The following is a 21,859-nucleotide window of genomic DNA, read 5'->3' as shown; positions in this document are numbered from 1 at the left end:
CGATTTATGAAGATTTATTGGCGCGAGCTTGTCGAATGCTCTGCCGGTAACGGTCAGCGGCGTAGCTCTGACGAGCTGCCCCATCCTGATTTCGGGCTCTGTGCGCTATGTCCCGACGCGCTTGCATTGCGCGAGACGCGCTGTCACGAACGCCAGTCCCGTCACGTGCTGCGGAAGCCATAGCAGCGGCAGTTTTCCCACCGGCTACTGCACCCCTTGCGCCGTCGCTTGCAGTGCCCAATGCACTTCTTGCGGCTGCTGCAGCACCAGTTGCCACGGCAAGACCCGAGGATGCCGAAACGATTGCACCCGACATCCCGCCCGCGAGCGACGGGATCTGCGTGAGCATCACGATTGAAACAATGCAGATCGCCAAAAACCGGCCACTGGCCTCCATATTGTTCACATCCTCAACAGCGGTCAGTTCGGAGCTGAAAAGGGCCTGAATAAGAGAAACGATGCCTGTCAGAACGACGATGACCATGATCAGGCCAACAGTCGTTTTCGCCCAGGCTGCGAAGATATTGGCTGTTGCCGAGCTGAGCAGCGTTGCGATGAAAACAGGCGCTAGACCCAGCAGGACCGCTAGACCGCCTTTTGCGATCAGCGCCATGCCGGTGCCAAAAGCAACGATGACAGCCCCAACAACCCAGAGAATAGCCCCGGTGATGCTCAGACCCCAGGTTGCGTTTTCAATAGCCTGCTGGCCCATCAAGAAACACTGAAGCGCAATGTCATCGAGTGCTTCCCAGACATTTGTTGTGCCGGTCAGTTCTCCGGCAATCGTGTCTGGGAGGCTCGAAATGCCCTGATAAATGGGTTGAAAGAAGCTCCAGCTAGAAGCCATACCAATGATGATCGTCGCCCGAATGATCCAGCCGACATAGCCACCAAACCCGATTTCTCGGATTTGAAGCACACCGTTGATCAGCATTGCCACGAAGATCAGCGCGGCTATTGCCCAGAGGGCGGATGCGAGATCCGCCGCCAGGCTGTTGTATGCTTGCTGCGAGAAGTTATTTAGCGCAGCCTCAATCGAGCTGACGAAATCTTGGATCACGGCCCACAAGCCTCCTCAATTGCAGGGCGCAGAGCTTCCAGACGGGTCCGTTGCTCTTTTTTCAGCGCGGCAAGATTGTCGGACGGTTGGGTCCAAAACTCGTCTTGGTCAGCTCCGACCTTTTGGGCGGCGTCCTCACGGCTTAAACCGCCCAGCGGACATTCGGTGCTGAAGGTCTCGCCAGATTTGCGCAGAATGCATTGCTCGATGGTGGCCTCGTGCGCAGCGATGACCTGTTCATTCAGGATCACCACCGACCAGTTGGTCACAAGAGGCTGCTTGTCTGCGGATTGGCCCGCTTCGGCCATGCGCGCTTGATCGTTTTTGACGAATTGACGACCGTACTCACGCGCACCCGAGTACCCAAGGCACTTACGATATTCACCGAACGGCATATCGACCTTGGGTGATGGGCGCAGCTTCACCTGTGCCGATGCAGCCCCCGACATAACGGCGGCGGCTGCAATGGTCAGGATGAGAGTTGAGCGGAGTTTCATTGTGAGGTTCCTCGTACATAGTTGCTGAGTGTCGAAAGATCGGCAGCGGTTGCAGCCAGATCCGTGCCCGACGCCAGAGCATTAGCCGAGGTTGCGCGTAAGATTTCAATTTCAACCTGAAGGAGTTTAAGGAGAACCGCCGTGTTGTAGTCGATTGCATCCTTCAGATCTTCTTGCTGACCGATTTCACCGCGCAGCTTTTCTGCATCTTCGGAGAGCTGACCGGCCATGTCATAGCCATTCTCACCCAAGGCCGATGCCATCAAGCCAGCGCCACCTCGCTCCGAGAGAATGCGCCGGGCTGGCACGTCTGACGTACTGAATTCTTTAAGGATTCCATTGTTCAGCCCCAGGCTGATTGATCGGCGTTCCATCGCGAGTCCGGCGACGCCTGGAAGATCGCCAATCGTATCTTCGGTCGCGTTCAAGGCGTATCCAAGCGTGTCAGCTGCCGTTGCCAGTTTCAGAAAGCTGCGGCTGTTGAACTGGTCCAGATCCGTCAGACCACTGATGGTTTTGAGGGAGTTTTCGAGCAGTGCCCTCTGCTGCTCGAGCTTCTCATATTGTTGCATCAGCTGTTCGTATTGGCGGACCATTTCCGCGACTTCGCGGGCCGAATTGGCTGCGTCCTGTGCAATGGCCGTGGCGTCGATGGTCGGAACACCTTGGGCTGCCGTCATAACTGGCAGGGCGGCCAGAACCGAAACAGCAATGGTTGTGCGGAATTTCTTTGAAATATCCATCAGACAAACTCCAAGTTTTCAGGGGAGGTCATGCGCTCAAAGTCACAGGCGCATTTGCTGCGATAGCCCGAATAGGTGCTGGTGCAGGCCGAGACAGCGGCCAGAACTACAAGGGTGATGACAAGGCGGGCTTTCATGTGATTTCCTTCCAGAAGTTGGGGTTTTTTCGCCAGTCAGGATCAGGGAACGATTTTCCGTCTGATCCGCTCAGAACACGAAGAAGCGGGCCGAGCGCGCCGACATCGACATCGAGCCAAACACTCTCATCACCTTTCTTCATGAGCATTACGCGGTCGCCAAAATGCGCCCTCAGCGCGCCCAGCTCTGAATCGTTCAAGCCGATTGCCCGGTAGTCTGCTTCATTGCCGGATCGAGAGGGGAACAAGAGTTGCGTGCTGGTGTTTTCCAGGATCGACTTACTTGCCGCTGACGACAGGAGGTGATCGGGGATCTGCGTCATCATCATCATCATGACGTTCAGCTTCCGATACGTGGTGTAGGCATTTATGAGGATGCCAGCGCCATAAGGGTTGCCAGCAATTACCCATGCTTCATCAATCACAAAGACAGTGGGTATCTTGGTGGCGCAGCGGCGTTCAATCTGGCGCATGACGTAGCTGATCCATGCCAGCCGCACCAATTCGTCATCCAGAACCTCAGAAATATCGAACACAAGATGACGGTCGCCAGCAGCAAACGGATCTGAGCCACCCTCGCCAAACATCCAGGACAAGCGGCCTTCGCCCGCCCATTCACTTGCACGCTTGTACAGGTTCTTGTCATCGTCAAAGGCTCTGAACCGTTCCACCAGTGAATCGAAGTTCTGAAGCGCAGGCGGCAAAGTGGCATTGGCTTGGCAAGCCCTTGTGATTTCATCCTTCTGATCGGTGGTCAGTGGTTCGTCATAGCTCAACAGGGCAATGACCCAATTGGCGAGCCAGCTTTGCCCAGCCTCATCCGTCTCGGTCTGAAAAGGGTTCATGCCGGTTGGCTCACCAACTCGGACGCGGATGTACTGCGCACCGAGCGCCCGCATTGGAGCCTCCATTGCCCGGTCTTTGTCAAAAGCGATGATCCGCGCGCCCTGTGCAACCGCCATTGTTGCCAGCAGCATCGCGATCACAGTTTTACCCGAGCCGTTCGGTCCAAGAACGATCGTATGCCCGGAGGGCAGGTTTTCAGGGTCGTTACTGGTCTTGGGAAGGTGCAGCGAAACATCGTAGCTGTCCCCGTGTGTCGTCGGGAAAGTCGCCAATGGCCCCGGCCAAGGTAGCTTTTCCGCATCCAACCCTTTGGGGCGCATGTGGAACGCAACCATATCCGCAAAGTTCTGGTCCGTGATCAGTTCTTCACGGGCGCGGAACGCGAAATTGCCGGGGTGCTGTGCGAAGTACACGGCACGGGCCGACATCGCTTCGCGCTTCACCGTGCCACCCGAAATCTGGATTTCACCGATGATGTGTTTTTCGGCGGTTTTCAGATCTTCCTCGTTCCCAAACACGCAGATCGACAGGTGGTGCTTGCCGAGTGACATGGTGCCGGAGGCAATGCCGTCCGCCAGAATGGACAAATCCTCTTCAAGCGACTTTGCCTTGTCGCCTGCCGAGCGCATTTGTCCCGACTTGCGGCGTTCCATTTCCTGCGCCTGGGCGCGGCTGATCGGCAGGAAGGATTGCGAAATCACGACATCAACCGGCAGGTCTAGCCCGTCGAAAATGCCGGGGAACGAAGCCATCGGGTAATTCTTCAGGGAATAGACACGGATGGAGCGTTCCTGATCGTCGCCCGTGACCAGTTTGCCGCGCTTGCCCTGAAACAGCACATCCTCTTGCGGCATGTTGAAGGCGATGGGTTCTGCAATGTTCGTGTGAATGATCGGCTGATACCGACCGTTCAACAGCATTCCATAATAGCCGAGCCAACGCCCCTCGCTGAGCTTCAGCCGGCGCATACGGGCCTCGCCCAGCGTGCCCGCCAGTGTTGTGAACACACCGTCGAGCTGTTCCATCATTTCGCGGCGTTCCTCGTCTATCGTTCCAGACGACATGCCGAACATCTGTTTTGCCCGCTCATCCTGCCGCTTTTGCAGAATGGCGCTGATGATGATCTTGCGTTCTTTCAGCTCTGCATCGACGGACGCTGAGCGCATGGCCTGCGCCACTGCACCGGCAAAGCCGGTTGGATCTGTGATGACATGACCAGTCTCAGCTGGGACGGTCAGTCGATGAACATAAAAGGCCACCTCATTGGGTGTCGTGCGCAATACACGCTCAAACCGTTCGGCCAGGAACTCGAACTCGTTTTCGTCCAGCGTGTTTGCGTTGATTCCGGTGATTTCTGCAGCGGCGATGAGGCCACCGTTGCGTGTAGAAATGACCTCATCGTCCACGACATAGCCATACGGCAACATCTGAAAGAGGCTCATTTCATCCTTGCGCCAGCTCGGCTCGATCAACGAGCGGGCAAGGGTCCACAAATCCTGTGCAGCAGGCTTAGGCACTATAGTAATCTCCCCCATGATGCTGGCGGTTTTTGGTGCGCGGAGTTTTGGAAAGGGTTACGGACAGGACGCGGAAGAAAGCCGGTTCCCATTCGTAAAAGAGGCGAAGCCCGGTGTAGAAAACAAAACCCGCAATGATTGCTGGCGCTATCCCGAACATGAAGAACGAAAGCATGGTCATCCCGAGGATCACCAGCAGATAGATCACGGGTAAGCCGCCCCATTCTGCGGGGCGGCTCAGGCCGCGAAAGACCGTATTGCGGCGCGGCATCAATCAGCCTCCGATGAATGTATCAGCGAGGCCGATAACAGCGCCGACGACGATAGCGATTACCGGGCCTTTCAGCGAACCCCAGCCGAACACGTAGGCGAGACAGCCCCAGATGAAGCCGACAGCGGCAAGGCTGACGCCAACGACCTTCGAGTCGGCCAGCGTTTCGTTGATGAAATCGCCAATGGCATCTTGCAGCCAGCCAGCGGAGGCGGGCGCTGCTGTGATGATGAACGCAGTGATCGCGAAAAACGCCATCTGCTGGTAGAAGTGGGTTCTTTTCATGAGGAAGTGCTCACTTTGCTTAGGATGATCCGCACGTAATTGCGGGTTTCGGTGAAGGGGGGGACGCCGCCGTATTCGACGACGCGGTGAGGCCCGGCGTTGTAGGCGGCAAGCGCCAGCTTCCAGGTTCCGAACTCGCGGTACTGCGCCGCCAAATAGCGGGCACCACCGTCGAGATTTTCTGCAGGGTTCTTTGGGTTCACGCCCAGGTCTTTCGCCGTTCCGGGCATGAGCTGTGCGAAGCCATAGGCACCCTTGGGTGACAGAGCGTCAGCCCGATACCGGCTTTCCTGCCAGACCAGCGCCATGAACAACTCGGCCGGAATGTCATGGCGTTCCGCCGCTGCGTGGATTTCTTTGACGATCCGCTCCTGCGACCAGCCGCCCGAGGATCTGCGAGGCCGCGGTGCCTTGCCCGCAATCTCGATCTTTTCCTGTGGCTTGGCCTTCGGCGCTTCCGGTTTTTCGTCAAGCGTGTACTCACGCATCCGGATTGGCCGAACGACGCCATTGACGATTTCTGCCCGCGCACCGTTCAGAAACACGCTGCCATCCGGCTCGTATTCGATGACCTGGGCGCTTGCGCCGGTCGCCACAAATGCCGTGGAGACGAGCAGAAGGGGCCGCATTGCTGCGATCATTCGGATTTCTCCTTTGCTTGAGTTGGCGAGGAATTGGAGGGGTTCTGTTCGTCGCCGGTCGCGGCCACGTACTCATCAGTCCAGGACGGCGGAATGCTGACAGCATCCACCAACCAGCCTGCGAGACTTGCGTATTCTTCGCCACCAAGGGCCGAAGTCTTGCGAGCGATAGAGCGCGACAGAAACGAAGCTGCTACGCCGTGCTGCAGCAACAGCGAAATCAGAACGCACAGATCATGCAGATGGTATTCGAGGTCGCTGCCAGAGCGAAAACCGCCGCTATAGAACACTTCACGGGGTTTGATTGGCGACGCCGGATCATACCCGATGGTGACAAAGGCAGTGTGCCCTTGCGGAGTTTCAACGCGGCGTGTTTCAGCCAGCCGACGATCAGGAAGAACTTTGCGCGCAGGCTTGTTCATGACAAAGCTCCCTGCGCATCAAGTTCCGCTTGTCGGATTTGCATTGCGAAATCCACTTCAAGGCGCAGCTCAACGACCACTTCAAGCGGCATAACGATGTCCAGCCAGACACCCTCACGGATCAGGTGAACGTGATAGGTGGCGTTTGGGTAAACGAACCAAAGGGCTTCATGCCGGTTCAGAACGTCGCGCGCGGTGTCGGCGTCGATTGTGCCTGACAGGTCGCAACCGAATTTCAGGGTTGCGTATGAGTTGGCATAGTTTGCTCGGCTGCTGCTTTGGATGAGCGCAGCGGCCTTTTCCGGTGAAGCAAAGCGGAACAGCTCTTTCGGACCCAACGCCTTGTTAACGTCTGCGTGCAACTTCAAGGCTTTGTAGAGCCGATTTGCACGGACATACTCAAGATCATTGAGGACATGGAACATTTCGAGCGCGATTCCGAAAGCCGTGGCGCGGGCATCGCTTTCCAGCCAGTATTCGCGCATTCCGCGCTTGATGGTTGACCGTTCTCCGGCAAGGTGGCGGATTACGGTGAGAATGTCCTTACGGGCTTGCTCGAAGCTCTGGGCGGCAGGCACCCAGCGCCGATCAATCTTGCTTTCGATAGTGTCGAAGGCCACTGTGATCACCTTTCCGCCTTTCAAAAAATAGGTCAGTAGTTTTTACATAATTACTATTATGGGGTCGACTTCAGGTCATCTGAGCGGTGGGGAATCGGGTGCTGGGACACAGCACTGAACCTTCAGTGGCGCCGCAAAAGACCAATGTCTGGTTCGGATCTCTTAGTCAGATGTTTTGGCTGGAACGTTCGGATGTCCCGCGCGCCTCAATCGTCAGACAGCGCTAAGGGATCGGAGGTGCAGACGCGTTGTCTAGGTTTGCACCCATTGACTCTGTCGCGGTGCTGCCCAATCTAGGACCGGCATCTCGGACTACTGTTTTTACCATAGTACAGTTCTCTCTTGATGTTGGAGGAATGCCCGGATGGATTAAGGGCGTTTCTTGTCCTGTCGATTGTTGGCGCAATCGGCAGGACTGCTTATTGCTTAGTCGTTTCTCTCTGCTGTCATAAATCGTTGTTTTATCCTTTCTTTCAGCCGCACCAGGACTGGCGCTTGCCACCCGAGTACGGGCGCGCCAGACCTTCAGAAATCAGGATGGCCCCGACGTTCTGTCCAGACACGCGCCCAAGCGCCAAGAAGCGATCGTGGACGTCAAAGTGCAGCTCAATCTCAAGTTCAATTACGCCCGCGAAGTTGATGAGCTCCGTCAGCCGGTCCTTGGCTCGTAGACCCAAAGCTCTCTCAGCATCGCACTGAGCCCGGAATGTCTCAGGCGTATCAAACCCAATAAGCCGGTATCGGTCGTCACCATGGTCGATCGTGTCACCGTCAACGGCAATCACCTCGGATGCGCCGAGAGTCTTTGTTTTCCTAGCTGGTTCAATCCAAACTGCAGCAATGAACAAGGACGCGAGTGCAGCGCTGAGAAACAAGAGCCGTTTCATGCGCCCTGCCCCAGCATTTTGATGAGCCGGGTTCTCGAACGTGACCGATCAGGTTTTGGATTTCGCGTCCAGGGCCTGAGCTGCTTCGAGACCCTCTGGGGTAATCGACTCGATCGTATAGTCTGATTTGACGCAGAGAATGCGCCCATCACCAAATTCCTGATGATGCTTGAAGAGGCCCGGCCAAAGATCGAACTCTCTGGGCTCAGCGCCCGCTCGAGAGATCTTCGACTTGCACAAGGCCCCGACATAGTTCGGCGAGCTGTAAATGCAGTGGTACTTAGGTCGTCCAAGGGAAGCGAGTCCGATAAATTCGTAGCGGCATGTAAAGGGAACCTGATCCTCTTTCAGGCCCCGGACCATCTCGATGGTTACCACAGTGTATTGTCTCTTGTTGTCCGCCATGACGACCCCCTATGGGCCGTCTTCTACATCCAAAAGTTGTGGACTAAAACACAATCTACGTCAATATAAGAAAACCCGCCAATATACGATATTGGATTGTCAGAAATATATTGGCCGGATATTGCTTAGGCGATTCGCAAGCAGGAGAGACCATCTTGAAACACTCAAAATCCGGAAATCGAACTCGCGCGAAGGCCCTTGCAGTTGCACTCGCTGCACTGCCAGCCACGCAGGCTCGTGCCTATCCAATTGACTGTGCCATATTCCTTTGCCTCGCCGGGGGTTGGCCAAGTTCGGCTGATTGCGTCGCAGCCAAGGCGGAGTTCATTCGGCGCATCACACCCTACCCGGTCGAACCGCCGCTTCAACTCTGGCGCTGTCCGATGAATACGTCACACAGCCCCTCGGACTTGGGTCCTATGGAACGGTTGGAAGCCATCAAGCGCACCAGTGCTAGCCCAGTTCCAGAGCTTCCATCGGATGACACCGCTAAGCCAATACTGGTAGACGCAGCGATCTCGATAGGAAGGATCGATGCACATCACGGCCAATACGGTGACGGTTTCCAAGCCACCCCGATCAGCGTCGATCTTTCTTCTTCCGATTTCGACGTTGTGAGATCCATCAGGGTTTGGGATGTGCGCCACTACAGCTATCGCCGTCGTTCAAGGGAGGGAGATTGCGAGCGTTCGCTTGATCTTGTGGTTGGCACCTACGACGATAATACGAATTTTCGCTGGTCCGAGCGCGCTCCTGCCCCAATCCCTTACTGGCTGCCACTGGGCAATCGCTGTGAACCTCCCAGCTACTTCCGCGGCGTTGGCGTCGAGTGGACCGACACATTCGGGTTCAGCGACTACGAACTCATCCGATATTGAGGTGCTGACCTGCGGTACAACGCGTTGCTCCTGGCTATGCCACCAAAAATCGCCAGCTGCATTTTTAAACCAGGCCGATTGGCCCGGAGGAAAAACTTAATCCCAGAAACAAAAACCCCCGCAAGGCGGGGCCTCAGCGGGGATCTTCTTAAGTCACGTTTGATCACCTGATTTATAGGAAACTCCAAAATTACTGACAAGGACAAACGCATCTGTGCGAACGGTTTTTCTGTGTCTTTTTGCTGAGGTTCGAGCCGCCTTGCTTCCCCAATGAGAAGCAGACCATGAGACCGTTGAACCATTCCGAACACCCTGCCCCGCGAAGCCGCGATATCAACACTGACCTTTGCCAAATGAGGCCAAATCCATGAGCTTTCGGCAGATCGCATCCGCCCATCACCACGATAATATTCGCTTTCACAACGGCCTTCCTGAGGGCTGGAACCGTGACAGGTTACGTCAGCTCTGCGTGGGATATGCGCAGATCAGAGGCGCATCAGCCCAGTGTATTCGCACCTTAGAGATCATCATCGATATGATTACGCCATGTGCTTTTCGAGACCCGTCTCAGGAACCCTTTTGCTACGCGCGCCAGGAAACCCTCATTGCCGGGCGAGGCGTGACAGATCGGACAATCCACAATCACGAACGTGAGCTGGAAAGGATTGGTCTGATCGAACGCAGGCTTGGCGCAAATGGCGCGCGCTGTAAGCGCAAGAAGCTTGGACTCTTCCTGACCCCTGCCCTGAACCTCATTCCCGAGATGCGCGATGCGGACGTGCGCAGCAAGGCCGAGAAGAAAGAACAGGACGAGCTGCGCGGGGATCGATCACGGCTTTACCGATATGTGAAACATAGTCTGGCCGTGCTTCTCTTACTCCCCTGCCCTCCTGAAAGTCTGGAAGGCATGAAGGAGGAACTTCGATCCTGGCCGCGCGCCGACAAGTTGAAATACATGACGCTGGAGGCGCTCAAGCTACATGTTCAGGCGGCTTACGACCTTTGGAGCCGGATCGAAGAGCATGTCGCAAAACCCGGTGAAATTTCGGGTGAACCCGAAGCTTGTTTCGGGTGCCATATACAAGACCAAATTGAAGAAACAATTCTGTCCTGTAACGCCGATGGCGAGAGTTCAATGTCCTCGGCAAAAGCCTCGGAACCAGATTGTTCCGGCTCCGGGCCTGACGGCCCTCCGCATTGCTTAGAAAGCAATCATCCGACAGATACGGCATCGCGCAAGGCCCAAAAACTACCGCGGGTGAATAACCGCATCCTATATGAACTGGCCTCACCCGAGCTGCGCATGCATATCGATATCGCGGGTGGCGGAGATCAGAATTCCAGCCCGTCGCTCTACGCGATTGAGACCGGCGTTTGGTCGCGATTGTCGGAGATCGGCGCCAATGCCTCGGCTTGGCGTACGGCGATTGACCGATTGACCGTGATGGGTGCAATCCTGGCCGGGTTGATCACAGACGCGAGGCTGAGCGATCCACGGTTGCCGCCAGTGGTTAATCCGGGCGGATATCTGCGCGGTATGGTGCACGCAGATGAGCGCGGTGAACTGAACCTGATTTCCAGTTTCATGGGGCTTTTGGCGCGTAGAGCCCGAGAGGAGGAAGACGGGCTTCCGCAAGATCACTGCAGCGGGTTTTAGCCGTGCCGGGTTATGAGCCGCCAGCTTCTCCAATTCATGTGTCTCATCGGCAGGTTTTCGCTCCGTTTCCGCCTCCAGAACAGAACTGTATTCAAATGCATGATTGGCTACGGGAATTCCCGAGTGGTTTGTTCAGCTTTAGGTTGCTAAGCGGCCTCGACGGCAACGCGGAACAGAAAGACGATCTATGAAAATCGCGGACATTGGCAATTCTGAACTGGATTTCAGGCAGACCGGGGAGGCGCGCCTTCAGGAAATTTGTTCGAGGTTCGGACTGGAGAATGCGTCCTACGCCCATATCGACAAGCATCACAACGTTGTCCACGGCTGCACCACGTTCCCGGCCGAATGGGTCAGGCACTACGTCGACAACGACATGGTCCTGGTCGATCCCCTCATCCGGTTTGGCGCCGCAATGATCGCACCAATTGATTGGGCTGTGTTTGATGATCAGCGTGAACACGCACCGCTATTCGATGCAGCGAGAAAATTTGGTGTGGGTCAGCACGGACTATCCATTCCGGTTATCAATCCGTTTGGGGAGCGTGGTGTCTTTACGGTTACCTCCAACCTGCGCCGATCCGACTGGGACGCCTTGGTCGGGAGTATGCTCCCTGCCCTTCGCCACGAAGCGCAGGTCCTGCATCTACTCGCGCTCGATGTGATTGATACAGTTTTCAACTTTCCTACGGATGCGTTGTCCGATCAGGAGATGGATGTTCTGAAGATGCTCGCATCAGGATTGATCCCATCCGTAGTTGCTGGCCAGACGGGGCTCTCCTCCAGGATGGTGCATGCTTTGACGTCTTCGATCGTCACAAAACTCAAGTGCCGGACAACGGAACAAGCAGTGGCGAGAGCTGTCAGCACAGGTATTCTTAAATGGACCGATTTCTTTGCCGACCCGGTCGCCGAACTTGCGGATGTTGAAGGACAGACCCTTTGCGGCGGGATCGTGCGTTGGTCTGGAAGATCACACGAGTTGATCACCTTTGAAGATGGTCGAACGGTGCGGAACTTGGATAGCTTTCAGGCGGTTCAGGTCCAGGAAATTGCCAAAGACTTCAATCTGGATGCTGAAAGGATCCTCGAAGAACTTGGACCCAACCGGGATCAATGCGTGTGGATCAGGCATCTCTGAGTTCGGCCCACGTGCACCGCTTGATTTGCAAAATTGTGAGCAGGGGCAAGTTTCACATAATTTCACTTCTGCGTTTTTGGTTTGAAGCAGGGGGTGCGTGCTATTTCCAAGTGCGACTTCTGTTAGAAACCAATGGGTTATCTAATGAGGAGAAAATGGCACAGGCGCAGTGTATTCGCAACTCGGCATTTAGAAACGGCGTAGGATTGAGCGCTGGAGGCATGCGAAGGTCCCTGTTCGAGAGATGGCACATGTGTTGAAACGCTCGAAGGCAACTATCCATCGCGAGATCAAATAAACGTCTTCTCAGAACCCTGTCATCTGAACGCGATGGTTACTACGGCGCGTCTGCGCACCGGAAAGCTGCAGATCGGTGATGGGACACCTCATGTCCTACTTCTCACCTGTTGGAGCATGAGACTTGCGGTCTGGCGACGGCAGAATTACGCGAGTTGATGTCGGAAAAGGATACAAATAACGTCCTTTATTGGACTCGTCGGCGGTGTTCATTCGTCCTGTCATCAATTTGCTTGCCCATAAGCATGTCATCCCACCGATGCTCGGCGCTGGTGGGATTGGGTTCTCAATCCAGACCTATATCCGTTTATCCGTTCGTCGAAACAGCGAGTGTGGCGTTGGCCGTGAAAGCTCTAGTAATAGCTTCTGCCCCCATCAACGTAGCGCTAAGGCAAATCCGCAATCGTTGTCTATTCGGAACCTGTCCCTCTATGAGTAGATTTCGATTGGCGTCCCGTCTTTGACCATAGCGTAGATCTCTTCAATCTCCTGATCTGTGACAGCGACGCACCCTGCAGTCCAGTCACGCTTGTTCGTGGGATCAATTCCAGGGCGAGGGCCGCCATGGATAAAAATATCACCGCCCGGAGAACGACCCCGAGCTCGGGCAAACGCAGAATCCGCCTCGTTCGGATAAGAGATTCCGATTGAAAGATGGAAAAGGCTCTCGGGATTGCGACGGTCAATTACATAGGAGCCTTCAGGTGTTCGCCCGTCTCCTTCGAATTGCTTGTGACCTTCGGGGGCAAATCCGAGTCCAATTGGAAAAGCCCGCAAGACACGCTCACTACCATCGAGGATAAGTAGGCGCTGCGCTTTGTATAGCCGAAGCCGAGTCACAACCGGCCCATTGTAAGTACGGAACTTGCTTGCACAGCCGGACAAAAAGGCGGCTATGAAGCCAGAGAGAAACAGACGTCTTTTCATAGGAACTGCTCGGCTCATTTTGATTTTTTCAAAAAAATATCACTAAAGGCCAGTTGAACAAAGGTATATTGGATCTCGCTAGGACAGGAACCGAAAACAAAGTGATCAGTTGTGGCCACCTCGTCAGAAGTGCAATGAGTAACTCTATGATTTCGACATATGTTATTCTTAAGCAATCTTTCAGTTTTCGCCTATTCAGTACGGAGATCGCTGCTGTAGTCAGGTTTTTTGCCGCTGGAAATCTTGACGCCGATTACTAAGTGAGCCAGATCATCTACCGAATTGGATTCTTGTTCTAAGGGCTCGTTCACTACGTCTGCACCTGTATCGATTTTCAGGTACCCACGTAGTTTCGCGCCGGGCCACCCACCCTCAGATAGCGTCACTGTCTAGCTGCAACTTAGGACAATCTCTGTCTATGTGAAATTAGATCTACCAAATTTCGCAACCATATTTGAGGCTCTTTTTGTTTCTACTTTGCTTCATCGGCCCGCCCAACGAACCGTTCAAACACTGCAAGAGTTTCTTCGCTTACATGATGCTCAATACCTTCAGCGTCATGCTCTGCCACTTCTGGTGAAACGCCCAAGGCGATCAGGAACTCCACGACAATCCGGTGACGCCTTCTACAAGCTTCCGCCAATTGACGCCCGGCATCGGTCAGCTGAAGTGAGCGGTAGGGTATTTGCTCAATGAAACCCTCTCGTTTCAAACGAGCCAAATTCTTGGAAACCGTAGGTTGGGTCACGCCCAATCGCTCGGCTATTTCGACCGGGCGCGCCGTGCCATTCTGATGGATCAGCTCCGCGATAAGTTCAACGTAGTCTTCAACCATTTCGCTTTGGTGGGCCTGTCGCACAGCCTCAAACCCACTCGCCTGGGTATCAATGCTACGATCTGAATTTACCGGTTTTGTTTCGGTCATCGGCTCACGATTACGTCGCTGGTCTAGTCTCCAGTGTATGCACCTGAAAGCCGAGCTTGACAATGAGCATGCCTTCATCATTAAATTAGACAAGGCTAACTTTGATAGACAGTGCTATGAAACACCTGATAGCGTCCACACTACTTTGCGCATTGCCCGTGATCGCGGATGCCACGGCGATTGAAGAATCTCCTTGGGCTCCGCGCGCTGCCGCGTATCGACTGACCTTGTTCATGGGAAATCTAACCCCGGTTCCCTGGGATGAAATTGAGAGGAGTTGGACTTCGCCCGCACCTGGCAGTGACATTCAGGTCGCTCCCTTGTCACGCGTCTCCGGCAACGAAGCGATTGCGATCAACCAAGCTATGAAAGCCGAAGATCGGCAGGCGCTGTTTGAAGCAAGCACAACTGCCATTGCTGAGGGAATTCTGCGCCATCTGGATGTCGCAAAGACCGCGCTGGGTCAGCCTGAAGCGGCACGCGAGGTCGCGCAAGCGGCTGCTCTGTTCCGCGCATTCGAGGATGGTATCAAGGCTGCAGACACGTCGGCGTCTCGCGATCTGGGCCGGGCATGGTTGGTTCTGAACTCCACCCTTGGCAGCGCAGGAGTACTGGGCAATGGCGCACAAACAGTGGATGTCGACCAATTTGCAGAAGCTCAGGCCACTATTGTTGCCTATATTCGTGCCAACTATCTGCCATCCGAGTATGCCCAACGCGACAAGTTAACACCGCTGCCTGAAACAGTAGTTCTTTCAGGCGAACAAATCACAATGCCCGCCACGCTGCCGCCAGGGTCGAACATCGGAGATCAGGCGCAGCTGCCGCGGCTGGTTCTTCAATTTGAAGAGGCGGGTGAGGATGAGGCCAATCTACCGCTGGTGGCCTATGGAGATATGCTGTTCGACAGCCCTGAAATCTTCGGCGGCCCGGCGCGCGAGTTGGGCATCGCCTGCTCGACCTGCCACAACCGCTCCGACGTGAACCGGGATTTCTTCATTCCGGGCCTTTCATCCCATCCAGGTGGGATGGATGTGGACGGTTCGTTCTTCAATCCAATGTTCAATGACCGGACCGATGATCACTTGGACACGCCTTCCATGCGTGGCATCCGCTTTACCGCACCTTATGGCCGCGACGGGCGCGAACCAAGCCTGCGCCGGTTCATCCGAAATGTGATTGTGACCGAGTTCGCGGGAAAGGAACCAACGCCGTTCCAGCTGGATGCGCTGGAAGCCTATGTCAAACAGTTCGACTTCCTTCCCAACCCAAAGATCGACCGGTACGGCAAGCTGACCGATCTGGCTTCGGACGACGCCAAGCGCGGAGAGGTGCTGTTCAACACCAAATTTGCCGGACTTGGTGACAAATCCTGCGCTTCGTGTCACACGCCTGACCGTCAGTTCCGCGATGGTCTGACCTACGACATGGGCAGCGCTGAACAACCATTCCCCGGGGGCACGGCTACGGCGTTCGAAACCCCGACACTGCTCAACGTCAATTTCACTGCACCTTACATGCATGACGGATCGCTGCCGACGCTGGCCAGCGTTGTTGACTGGTTCAATGACACCAAGAATTTGGGGTTGGACGAAGCACAGCGCGCAGACCTGACTGCCTATGTCGAAGCCGTTGGCGACGGTGAAGACCCCTATCAAGTATTCGAAGGCCGTGACAGCGTATTCCGCTTGTCCTGGGAAGAACTGACAACATTCGCCAGCACGCTCGATACCCTGCTGCCTATGCAGGATGCTGAAAACATAGCGGTTCTGATCGACACGGTAGCTCCTGATCTGGCGACGGATGCCAGTGTCATGGTCAATCAGAACGCCAAGCCCGAAATCTACGAATTCGCTGCCATCCTGCGAGCGGTTGGCGATGCCAGCGCCGAAGGAAACTGGACCGAAGCCACCCGCCAATGGGAGCTGTTCAAGGCCATGCAGGCCGAAATTGACGAGAGGATGTTCTGATGCTGTCGCGCCGCAATTTTCTGGTCGCTGCAGCCGCATCTGTAGCCCTGCCCGTAATGGCCGCAACTGATCAGGGGCTGAAGCTGGCCTTCATCCCGCAGGAGAACCCCGAAAAGCTGTTGGGTGATATCAACATCATCACAGGCTGGCTTTCCGAGCAGATGGGTGTTCCGGTCACGGGGTTTGTGACGTTTGACCACGCAGCCGCCGTCGAGGCGCTGCGCAACGGTGATGCCGATATCTCGTTCATGGGAGCGTTGCCCTTTGTGTTGGCCGAGGACCAGATCGGTGCCGTACCGCTCTTGTCCGAGGTTTATCGCGGGCAACCCAGCTATTCGGGCCGCGTCTTCGTGCGACGTGACAGCGGTATCGAAACGCTGGCCGATCTCCGGGGACGTGACATTGCCTTTTCCGATCCGGTCTCGGAATCCGGTTACATCTATCCGCTTGATCTGTTTGTGCGCGCCGGGCTGTTCTCGGGCACAGGCGATGCTGACAGTTTTTTCGGGCAGAAGTTCTTTGCCGGTGGTTATCAGCAAGCGATGCAGGCCATGGCCAACGGACTGGTCGATGCGGCAGGCGCAAGCCAGTATGCCGATCTCTATCTGACACCGGATCAGCAGGCCGAGGTCAAGGTGCTGGCGGAATCAGAACAAATTCCCAGCCACGCAATCATTGCCCGCCCTGACCTGGACGCTGGGCTGCAGGCGAAGTTCATTGAAACCATGCTGCGCCTCAACGAGAGTGAGAACCGTCACCTGCTCACCTACCTCTATGGCCCGGACGGCTATCTCCCTGCTGATCCATCGGTTTACGAAGGCGTACGCGAGACTGCGCGGCGGTATGGGTTTCTGAAATGAACCCTGTGATTTCACTCAACGCGGTATCGCAGCACTTTGCCAGTGCGGCAGCTCTTGCAGATGTTTCACTGTCGGTGCAGCCGGGTGAAAGTGTCGCGCTACTCGGTCCTTCGGGAGCGGGCAAATCAACGTTGCTGGCGTTGTTGGATGGTCGTTCGAGCGGTTGGCAGGGCGAGGCCCAGGTGCTGGGCAAGTCACTTTTGGCAACAGGAATTCCATCCCGCGAGGACCGTGCCAATATCGGCTTTGTCTTCCAGGAATTCGCATTGGTTGATCGGCAGAGTGTCTATCAGAATGTGATGAACGGTCGGATGGGCCGGATGAATATCTGGTCCTCACTCTGGGGGCGGTTCCGGGAAGAGGACCATATGTGCGTGACACGGGCGCTTCAGGATACGGGGCTGTCCGATCTGGCAAGCCGCCGTGCCGATCAGTTGTCGGGTGGACAACGGCAGCGCGTTGCGATTGCCAGATGTCTGGCACAAGAACCCGAGTTGATCCTTGCGGATGAGCCCGTCAGCAATTTGGACCCTGCTCACGCAGAACGCATTCTGAGCCTGATCACCAGCTCTGCACGTAGCCGCGAAATCGGCGTCATTTTCAGCTCGCATCAGCCCGACCTGTCACGCCGCTTTGCTGAGCGCATCATAGGCCTGCGAGATGGCGTGGTATTGTTCGACAAACCGTCGGCTCAGTTGACCAGCGGGGACATCGATGAACTGTATCACGGTGCCGGTGTCACATCGGGGCTGCGTGTAGTCAGTTGATGGGTCGATCCGTCATTTGGGTCATGCTGGTGCTGGCGATCCTGTGGTCGCTGACCAGCGGAGATATGGGATTGGGCAAGCTGCCAGGCGCGGGACCCCGTCTGGCAGAGTTTTTGGGGCGTATGATCCCACCTGACCTGTCCGTTTGGCGCGAGGTTCTGACCGGGCTGGCGGAGACTCTGAGGATCGCCATTCTGGGAACATTGTTCGCCGTGATCCTGTCGGTGGGACTGGCCGTTTTGGCCTCTGAAACTATGGTACCACCAGCGATCTGGCGTCCCGTCCGTGCCTTGCTTGCGGTTATCCGGTCGATCCCGCTGATCCTGGTCGCTATGCTAATGGTGGGCGCTGTTGGGTTGGGTCCGCTTCCCGGTATACTGGCAATCACATTTCACGCGACCGGCATGTTGGCAAAGTTCTATGCAGAAGCCATCGACAATGTTGCCACCGCTCCTGTGGCGGCGCTTGAAAGCGCAGGGGCCAACAGAATTCAACAGTTGCGTTGGGCAATCTGGCCGCAGATGGCGCCTGTGATCATGCGCGATACCGTATTTCGGTTTGAGCTAAATCTGCGCGAAAGCCTGATACTGGGCATTGTCGGTGCAGGTGGCATTGGGTTGTATGTGCAAACCTATGTACGGTCGTTTCAGTATGAAAAGGCTGCGACCGTGACGTTGGCAATCATTGTTCTGGTTTTATTGTCAGAGGCGCTGAATATGGCCTTGCAAAAACGGTTCAACTAAGCCGGAATTTCCCAATTCTCTAAAGAAAAGGCTCGTGTCTTTCCTTTTCTTCCATCGCGGTTGAAGGTTGGATGCTTCGCTTGAAACCGGGCCGGTGTAGCCTGCTACACACGCCCTCGCGCTGGTTTGTTAAGGCCTCAAGCTTGCTAGATTGAAAATCGCCTGCGTTGAGGAAAATTCTTGGTGCCAATCTAGCGTTCAAACGGATTCACCAGAGTTGCCATGGGAATGTGTTGCCGAAACATTTGCCACCAGCCTGCCAGTGCGTAGTGCTCTTACACGTGCGTTCATCCAATGCCTCACGACGACTCGGTACATCAGTTCACGAAAAAAGCCAAAGTTCTGCCTGTGACGGACATAAAAGGAGTCAGGTGAGTCAAAGTCCCCAAAATCCTGCACGATGCCGTTTCTTTGAATGTATGTGTCACGGCCTTCCCATTCGACCTGGGGATCGCTCAGGCAATCCGTCCCCACACCATACCCACACAGGCTTTCTGTTTTGGGAAATGTCTGCTGCAACACGCGTAAGAAAAGCTCATCCAGAATAAAGCCTTCCAGCTTTAGCCACGTACCCTCTGCTTCGACTTCAACCCATGAATGCACAATCTCCGTCGGCGCCATCGGATAGAAAAGCTCGGGAACCACACCCCTCTGCAACTCTTTGTGGATCGTAAAGCCATGCAAACGGCATCGGATACCGCTGCCGCGAAACAGTGCCATCAGAAGAGTGCCCTTGGTATTGCATTGCCCATAGCCATTGGCGAGTACCTCTGATGCCGGGATATCGTCTGCACGGTTGTAACCAAAGGCAATCTCGTTACGCACGAAATCATAAATAGCGCCAATTCGATCCAAGACAGGCAGATCGGGCCAGCGCCGTTCCGTTATGAGTCCCAAAATTGCGGGTGTTTCAAAATCAAGCAGAGGTGTGGCGGTTAGCAACGGGTCTCGGTTCAGCATTTGGTCTCTCGTCGAATCAACTCAGAAAGACTTGTAATTGCTACAGTGACTATAGCTTCAAGGGGCTAATTCCAGTTCGCAACGACGCTGCCCAGGGTTACGCGCCGATTTCTTCGTGATCAGTAAGACATTCGGAATGATCGCGCAGAACTTCGAGTACACGACAATCCGAGGTGTTGCCGCCACTGCATTCATGCACCATGCGCTCCAGCTCGGTCCGCAACGCTTCCAGCCGCGCCATTCTTTGCTCAATCTGTTTGAGTTGCCGGCGCGCGATACTGTCGGCTTCATGACAGGGGCGATCCGGATCGTCGGACAAATCAAGCAGTTCGCGTATCGCCTCAAGCGAAAACCCCAGTTGGCGGGCGTGACGGATAAAAGCCAGGCGATCCAATTCGGTATGGCCATAACGCCGCTGGCCACCTTCGGTGCGCCCCGGTTCCGGCATAAGTCCGATCTGCTCGTAGTAGCGGATCGTCTGAACCTTGGTTCCGGTCTTTTTTCCAAGCGTTCCGATCGTCAGCATCTGGGTCTCCTTGCAAAGTTACAGCTTATGTAGGTTCAGGTCAGCACCGCACAATAGCACCTTCCAGCCGGTGGACCTGTGACACCCAGCCGCAGGCTCGAAATCACCTTTGAACCTCTAGCAGGTAGAGGGTGTACACGCCGTTCTGAACCAAGAATCGCAGGCGGACGGCTAACTTTGAAACTGACTGTATTTCAGAAAATCTTATGGGTGCTGGCTGGTGTCGCAACGGCGGCATTTGCCTATCTGATGTTGTGGTCAGATAACAGATCCGTACGGACCGAAGAAGGTTCTGTCCCGTTCGAGGCCAGGTTCGAACTGACAGATCACTCTGGTGTTGTCCGTACTCAGAACGACTTTGCGGGCAAGTGGATGTTGGTGTTTTTTGGGTTCACCAACTGCCCGGACGTTTGCCCTACAACACTGTCCGAGGTGGCAGCAGTGCAGGAAGGCCTGGGAACCCAATCAAACCAAGTGCAACCCATCTTCATTTCAATTGACCCCGAACGCGACACTCCGGCCGTCTTGGCCGAGTATGTACCACTTTTCGATGCGGGGATCATTGGACTTACAGGCACGTCAGAACAGATAGCGCAAACGTCCAAGACTTTTCCGATATTCTACGAACGGATCGAACAAGCCGCTGCACCGGACGGATACACGATGGGGCATACCTCTCATCTGTTTCTGTTCAATGAGGACGCTGGATTCGTTCAGTCCTGGTCATATGGCACGCCTCCCGAAGAAATTCTTGCGGATCTGAAACAGAGACTCTGAGCACCATGTCCTGGTTTTCCAAAGATACACTTCTCGGCCTGGCCTGGGCGATTGCCCTGGTTGCTTCTCTTTCTGTTCTGTTCATTGGAGAGATCCTGGGGCAGACGCCCTGTGTGCTTTGCTGGTTCCAGCGCGCGTTCATGTTCCCATTGGCGATCGTACTGGGGCTTGGCCTGTGGTGGCAGGACCAGAACGTGGGCCGTTACGGGATAGCACTGGCATTGGGGGGCGCTGCTGTCGCCTTGTGGCACATGGGCCTGTATGCCGGTCTGATCCCCGAAAAAATCCAACCATGCTCAGCTAGCGGTCCGTCCTGCACGGACGCAAATCAAACTGTTTTGGGCGTCCCGATTCCGCTGATGGCGCTCGTTTCATTCGCGCTAATCGGCGTTCTGTGCGCCCTTTCACTCAAGGAGAAACAAGTATGAACAGACGAGGCCTGATTTTGTCCGTTCTCGCATTTGGTGGCGCTGGTTTTGGAGCCGCCTCCTGGTACGTGAACCGCCCGGCTGCTTCAGGCAACACCGAGCCTGTCGCACCCGAAATCGCTGAAACACTTATCCGTTCTTACTCGCCTGTTCTCGGCCCTAAAGACGCACCGGTTACAATTGTCGAATTTTTCGATCCGGCTTGTGAAGCCTGCCGTGCCTTTCATCCGGTCGTGAAGGACATCATGGCACAGCATGGAGACGCCGTGCGCGTTGTGATCCGGTACACCCCTTTCCATGGCGAAGGCTCAGAGGAGGCGATCCGCGTGCTTGAAGCGGCACGCATGCAGGGGGTCTTTGAACCGGTCCTGGAAGCCGTGCTGCGAGAGCAGCCCAAATGGGCCGCGCATGGTGCGCCTGAGCCTGGTCTTATTATTCGAATTGCAGCAGCGGCGGGACTGGATGCCGATGCAGCGCAGGCACAAATGCTCGCGCCCCAGACAGTCGGTGTTCTTAATCAGGATCGCGCTGATGTCGAAGCGGTCGGTATACGGCAAACTCCGACATTCTTCGTCAATGGCAAATCTCTGGATCCGTTTGGTGAGGCTGAATTGAGACGTCTGGTCGCTGCAGAAGTTGCAGCACTGCAAAGCTGAGCAGTAGCGAGAGGTA

27 protein-coding genes are annotated in these 21,859 nt (G+C 55.3%); 11 read left to right on the top strand and 16 right to left on the bottom strand.

Going from position 1 to position 21,859, the window contains the following annotated elements; all coding sequences use genetic code 11:
* Positions 1-4 precede the first annotated feature (4 nt).
* The 12 genes from GS646_RS22200 to GS646_RS22145 form a co-directional block, all read right to left on the bottom strand.
* A complete protein-coding gene (locus tag GS646_RS22200; RefSeq protein WP_152460680.1) occupies positions 5-1,060 on the bottom strand; it encodes a type IV secretion system protein in 1,056 nt (351 codons plus the stop codon).
* On the bottom strand, positions 1,057-1,557 hold the full coding sequence (locus tag GS646_RS22195; RefSeq protein ID WP_152460681.1) for a hypothetical protein: 501 nt from the start codon (positions 1,555-1,557) through the stop codon (positions 1,057-1,059). The genes GS646_RS22200 and GS646_RS22195 overlap by 4 nt, the downstream gene beginning before the upstream one ends.
* Positions 1,554-2,300, bottom strand: a complete 747-nt coding sequence (locus GS646_RS22190) for a type IV secretion system protein (protein ID WP_152460682.1) — start codon at positions 2,298-2,300, stop codon at positions 1,554-1,556. The genes GS646_RS22195 and GS646_RS22190 overlap by 4 nt, the downstream gene beginning before the upstream one ends.
* The gene (locus GS646_RS22185; RefSeq protein WP_170425207.1) at positions 2,300-2,437 is read right to left on the bottom strand and encodes a hypothetical protein; all 138 of its coding nucleotides are present in this window, start codon (positions 2,435-2,437) and stop codon (positions 2,300-2,302) included. The genes GS646_RS22190 and GS646_RS22185 overlap by 1 nt, the downstream gene beginning before the upstream one ends.
* The gene (locus GS646_RS22180) at positions 2,434-4,800 is read right to left on the bottom strand and encodes a hypothetical protein (protein WP_170797136.1); all 2,367 of its coding nucleotides are present in this window, start codon (positions 4,798-4,800) and stop codon (positions 2,434-2,436) included. The genes GS646_RS22185 and GS646_RS22180 overlap by 4 nt, the downstream gene beginning before the upstream one ends.
* The gene (locus GS646_RS22175; protein ID WP_152460684.1) at positions 4,793-5,071 is read right to left on the bottom strand and encodes a VirB3 family type IV secretion system protein; all 279 of its coding nucleotides are present in this window, start codon (positions 5,069-5,071) and stop codon (positions 4,793-4,795) included. The genes GS646_RS22180 and GS646_RS22175 overlap by 8 nt, the downstream gene beginning before the upstream one ends.
* A gap of 3 nt (positions 5,072-5,074) precedes the next feature.
* Positions 5,075-5,356, bottom strand: a complete 282-nt coding sequence (locus GS646_RS22170) for a hypothetical protein (protein ID WP_152460685.1) — start codon at positions 5,354-5,356, stop codon at positions 5,075-5,077.
* A complete protein-coding gene (locus tag GS646_RS22165; protein WP_152460686.1) occupies positions 5,353-5,997 on the bottom strand; it encodes a lytic transglycosylase domain-containing protein in 645 nt (214 codons plus the stop codon). The genes GS646_RS22170 and GS646_RS22165 overlap by 4 nt, the downstream gene beginning before the upstream one ends.
* A complete protein-coding gene (locus tag GS646_RS22160; RefSeq protein WP_152460687.1) occupies positions 5,994-6,419 on the bottom strand; it encodes a hypothetical protein in 426 nt (141 codons plus the stop codon). The genes GS646_RS22165 and GS646_RS22160 overlap by 4 nt, the downstream gene beginning before the upstream one ends.
* Complete coding sequence (locus tag GS646_RS22155; RefSeq protein WP_152460688.1) at positions 6,416-7,039, bottom strand: hypothetical protein; 624 nt, start codon at positions 7,037-7,039, stop codon at positions 6,416-6,418. Before GS646_RS22155 ends, GS646_RS22160 begins: the two co-directional genes overlap by 4 nt.
* A 473-nt stretch (positions 7,040-7,512) precedes the next feature.
* The gene (locus tag GS646_RS22150; RefSeq protein WP_170417964.1) at positions 7,513-7,926 is read right to left on the bottom strand and encodes a thermonuclease family protein; all 414 of its coding nucleotides are present in this window, start codon (positions 7,924-7,926) and stop codon (positions 7,513-7,515) included.
* 48 nt (positions 7,927-7,974) lie between these two features.
* Positions 7,975-8,331: a hypothetical protein gene (locus GS646_RS22145; RefSeq protein ID WP_142638830.1), complete on the bottom strand. Its 357-nt coding sequence runs from the start codon at positions 8,329-8,331 to the stop codon at positions 7,975-7,977.
* 155 nt (positions 8,332-8,486) lie between these two features.
* Between GS646_RS22145 and GS646_RS22140 the strand changes: the two genes are divergently transcribed.
* The 4 genes from GS646_RS22140 (at position 8,487) to GS646_RS23275 (ending at position 12,305) form a co-directional block, all read left to right on the top strand.
* Complete coding sequence (locus tag GS646_RS22140; RefSeq protein ID WP_170602107.1) at positions 8,487-9,209, top strand: hypothetical protein; 723 nt, start codon at positions 8,487-8,489, stop codon at positions 9,207-9,209.
* Between the two features lie 367 nt (positions 9,210-9,576).
* Positions 9,577-10,866, top strand: coding sequence for a helix-turn-helix domain-containing protein (locus tag GS646_RS22135; protein ID WP_170417959.1), 1,290 nt, complete (start codon positions 9,577-9,579; stop codon positions 10,864-10,866).
* A gap of 187 nt (positions 10,867-11,053) precedes the next feature.
* A complete protein-coding gene (locus GS646_RS22130; RefSeq protein WP_170417956.1) occupies positions 11,054-12,007 on the top strand; it encodes a LuxR family transcriptional regulator in 954 nt (317 codons plus the stop codon).
* A gap of 205 nt (positions 12,008-12,212) precedes the next feature.
* Positions 12,213-12,305, top strand: a complete 93-nt coding sequence (locus tag GS646_RS23275) for a helix-turn-helix domain-containing protein (protein ID WP_152460845.1) — start codon at positions 12,213-12,215, stop codon at positions 12,303-12,305.
* 428 nt (positions 12,306-12,733) lie between these two features.
* Here the strand turns inward: GS646_RS23275 and GS646_RS22120 are convergent, their stop codons facing one another.
* Together GS646_RS22120 and mntR are read right to left on the bottom strand one after the other, a co-directional pair.
* Positions 12,734-13,231: a murein L,D-transpeptidase family protein gene (locus GS646_RS22120; protein WP_152460735.1), complete on the bottom strand. Its 498-nt coding sequence runs from the start codon at positions 13,229-13,231 to the stop codon at positions 12,734-12,736.
* A 472-nt stretch (positions 13,232-13,703) separates the two neighbouring features.
* Complete coding sequence (gene mntR, locus GS646_RS22115; RefSeq protein WP_152460736.1) at positions 13,704-14,156, bottom strand: manganese-binding transcriptional regulator MntR; 453 nt, start codon at positions 14,154-14,156, stop codon at positions 13,704-13,706.
* Between the two features lie 116 nt (positions 14,157-14,272).
* On the opposite strand from mntR, the gene GS646_RS22110 reads away from it, so the two are divergent.
* Genes GS646_RS22110 through phnE form a run of 4 tightly spaced genes read left to right on the top strand, consistent with a single transcriptional unit; the run spans position 14,273 to position 18,496 of the window.
* On the top strand, positions 14,273-16,126 hold the full coding sequence (locus tag GS646_RS22110) for a cytochrome c peroxidase (protein WP_171648682.1): 1,854 nt from the start codon (positions 14,273-14,275) through the stop codon (positions 16,124-16,126).
* Positions 16,126-16,986, top strand: coding sequence for a phosphate/phosphite/phosphonate ABC transporter substrate-binding protein (locus tag GS646_RS22105; RefSeq protein ID WP_152460738.1), 861 nt, complete (start codon positions 16,126-16,128; stop codon positions 16,984-16,986). Before GS646_RS22110 ends, GS646_RS22105 begins: the two co-directional genes overlap by 1 nt.
* Complete coding sequence (locus GS646_RS22100; RefSeq protein WP_152460739.1) at positions 16,983-17,753, top strand: phosphonate ABC transporter ATP-binding protein; 771 nt, start codon at positions 16,983-16,985, stop codon at positions 17,751-17,753. The genes GS646_RS22105 and GS646_RS22100 overlap by 4 nt, the downstream gene beginning before the upstream one ends.
* Entirely contained in the window at positions 17,753-18,496 is a 744-nt protein-coding gene (gene phnE / locus GS646_RS22095; RefSeq protein ID WP_152460740.1) for a phosphonate ABC transporter, permease protein PhnE, read from the top strand. The genes GS646_RS22100 and phnE overlap by 1 nt, the downstream gene beginning before the upstream one ends.
* A 198-nt stretch (positions 18,497-18,694) precedes the next feature.
* Here phnE and GS646_RS22090 read toward each other — a convergent pair whose 3' ends face one another.
* Positions 18,695-19,456, bottom strand: a complete 762-nt coding sequence (locus tag GS646_RS22090; RefSeq protein ID WP_152460741.1) for a transglutaminase family protein — start codon at positions 19,454-19,456, stop codon at positions 18,695-18,697.
* Positions 19,457-19,553: 97 nt separating this feature from the next.
* Positions 19,554-19,982 (bottom strand): helix-turn-helix domain-containing protein, encoded by a 429-nt coding sequence (locus tag GS646_RS22085; protein WP_152460742.1) that lies wholly within the window; start codon positions 19,980-19,982, stop codon positions 19,554-19,556.
* A gap of 213 nt (positions 19,983-20,195) precedes the next feature.
* Here GS646_RS22085 and GS646_RS22080 point away from each other — a divergent pair, with 213 nt between their 5' ends.
* Genes GS646_RS22080 through GS646_RS22070 form a run of 3 tightly spaced genes read left to right on the top strand, consistent with a single transcriptional unit; the run spans position 20,196 to position 21,843 of the window.
* Complete coding sequence (locus GS646_RS22080) at positions 20,196-20,759, top strand: SCO family protein (RefSeq protein ID WP_152460846.1); 564 nt, start codon at positions 20,196-20,198, stop codon at positions 20,757-20,759.
* A gap of 5 nt (positions 20,760-20,764) precedes the next feature.
* Positions 20,765-21,187, top strand: coding sequence for a disulfide bond formation protein B (locus GS646_RS22075; RefSeq protein WP_152460743.1), 423 nt, complete (start codon positions 20,765-20,767; stop codon positions 21,185-21,187).
* Entirely contained in the window at positions 21,184-21,843 is a 660-nt protein-coding gene (locus GS646_RS22070; protein WP_050605686.1) for a DsbA family protein, read from the top strand. Before GS646_RS22075 ends, GS646_RS22070 begins: the two co-directional genes overlap by 4 nt.
* Positions 21,844-21,859: the final 16 nt, after the last annotated feature.

This window comes from Ruegeria sp. HKCCD4315 (genome assembly GCF_013112245.1).
Lineage (GTDB): Bacteria > Pseudomonadota > Alphaproteobacteria > Rhodobacterales > Rhodobacteraceae > Ruegeria.
This window is presented reverse-complemented; position numbering and strand designations above follow the sequence as displayed.